Here is a 1515-nt window from a genome sequence, read left to right on the forward strand (position 1 = left end):
ACCGGAGGGAGGGGGCGCCATGATCACGCTGGACGATATCGAGGATTTCACCGACCTGACCCGCGAGGAAATCGCGGCCATCGCCGAGCACGAGCATATCCCCGAGGCGGATGCCACCTTGCCGGCGGATTACCTGATGCATGCCCATCATGGGGCGCTGAAGGCGCTGGCGATGATCAGCTCGGATATCCGCGCGGCGCTGCATGGCGACGATCTGCACCATGCACGGGCGCTTTATGCGGTGCTGCACCGTTTCGTCGCGGATCACCCGGACGCGGTGCGGGGGGCGGAGTAGCGCCCCCCGTTGGTGTCAGACTTCCGGGGCGTTGGGGCCGGGAAAGCCGCCCAGACGCACGCGATCGGCCTGCCAGAACGGATCGTTCTCCTTGATCCGGCGTGAGACGATGAAGGCCGCGGGCCAGGCCAGCACGCAGCCGATCCCCGCGCCAATGCCGACCGCGGTCCAGCTGTAGAAGCCCAGCGAAAACAGGATGATGACGATGAAACCGGTGATGACGGCCCCGGTGACGGGGGTAAGCATGATGCTCAGTCGATCCATGGTGACCTCCCTCGGTGCTGTGGATTGCGCGCGGGGTATGCGCGACACGATGTCGCGGGTCAGTCGGGCGGGATAACGAGGGCGTGAGGGGCGCAGGGGGCCTCCCGGGCGGCCCGGGTATGGCGCGGCGGTGGGTTGGCACCCACCCTACGCCGGGCGCCGGGGGCCGAGCGATGCGCAGAGGGCAGCGCCCGCCCCGTGGGGGCGGGCCGGGCACTGCCCGGCGTGAACTGTCGAGGCGGGACTATTTCAGCGGCCTGTTAACGTAGTGAATCTTTGTCGATACGAACCGTAGACGACAGATCGTAAGGAACGTCTGAAAAACCTGCCGATTTCAGCCTGATCTGGGAGACTTGGGCATCCCTGCAAGGAGCCCCGCCGATGCCGAAACAGCCCGCCTTTCCCGGCCTGCGCGACGCGATGAAGAAGAAGGTCACGCGGCGCGAGCAGTTCCTGGCGGAGATGGACGCGGTGGTGCCCTGGGGTCGGCTGCTCGCGCTGATCGCGCCGCATTACTCCAAGGTCGGGCCGAAGGGTGGCCGACCACCGATGCCGCTGGAGGTGATGCTGCGGGTCTATTTCCTGTAGAACTGGTATGCCCTGAGCGACCCGATGGCGGAAGAGACCCTTTACGACAGCGAGGCAATGCGCCGCCTTGCCGGGATCGAGCTGGGCGACGACCGCATCCCCGACGAGACCACTATCCTGAAGTTCCGCCATCTGCTGGAGCAGCACGGGCTGACCGAGACGATCTTTGCGGATGTGAACACGCACCTCGCCGACAAGGGCATCACGCTGCGCTCGGGCACGTTGGTGGATGCGACCATCATCGACGTGAACCGCCCCGGGTTTCCGAGAGGCGTATTTGTTCAAAACCTAAGCGGCTTTTTCAAGGGTTTTCATTTGTTCGTAGAATGCCTCCTCCACTTCCTGCGGCGGCCGATGACCGATGGCAC

At 65.1% G+C, this 1515-nt stretch carries 2 protein-coding genes and 1 pseudogene; 2 read left to right on the forward strand and 1 reads right to left on the reverse strand.

Features of this window, described 5'->3' with window-relative positions; all coding sequences use genetic code 11:
• Nucleotides 1–295: hypothetical protein (locus ENN83_RS11665; protein WP_287187226.1), on the forward strand; the 295-nt coding region annotated here is incomplete at its 5' end.
• Between the two features lie 15 nt (nucleotides 296–310).
• On the opposite strand, the gene ENN83_RS11670 is transcribed toward ENN83_RS11665, so the two are convergent.
• Complete coding sequence (locus tag ENN83_RS11670) at nucleotides 311–559, reverse strand: hypothetical protein (RefSeq protein ID WP_287187227.1); 249 nt, start codon at nucleotides 557–559, stop codon at nucleotides 311–313.
• Nucleotides 560–940: 381 nt separating this feature from the next.
• Between ENN83_RS11670 and ENN83_RS11675 the strand changes: the two are divergent.
• A pseudogene (locus tag ENN83_RS11675) lies at nucleotides 941–1390 on the forward strand (transposase); the annotation flags it as partial.
• Nucleotides 1391–1515 lie beyond the last annotated feature (125 nt).

The sequence above is a fragment of the Rhodovulum sp. genome, from assembly GCF_011048875.1.
In the GTDB taxonomy this organism is placed as follows: Bacteria; Pseudomonadota; Alphaproteobacteria; order Rhodobacterales; family Rhodobacteraceae; genus Rhodovulum; species Rhodovulum tesquicola.

Excerpts from the sequence above, each read along its gene's own strand:
- ENN83_RS11670 (WP_287187227.1), bottom strand. The coding sequence starts at position 559 with ATGGATCGACTGAGCATCATGCTTACCCCCGTCACCGGGGCCGTCATC.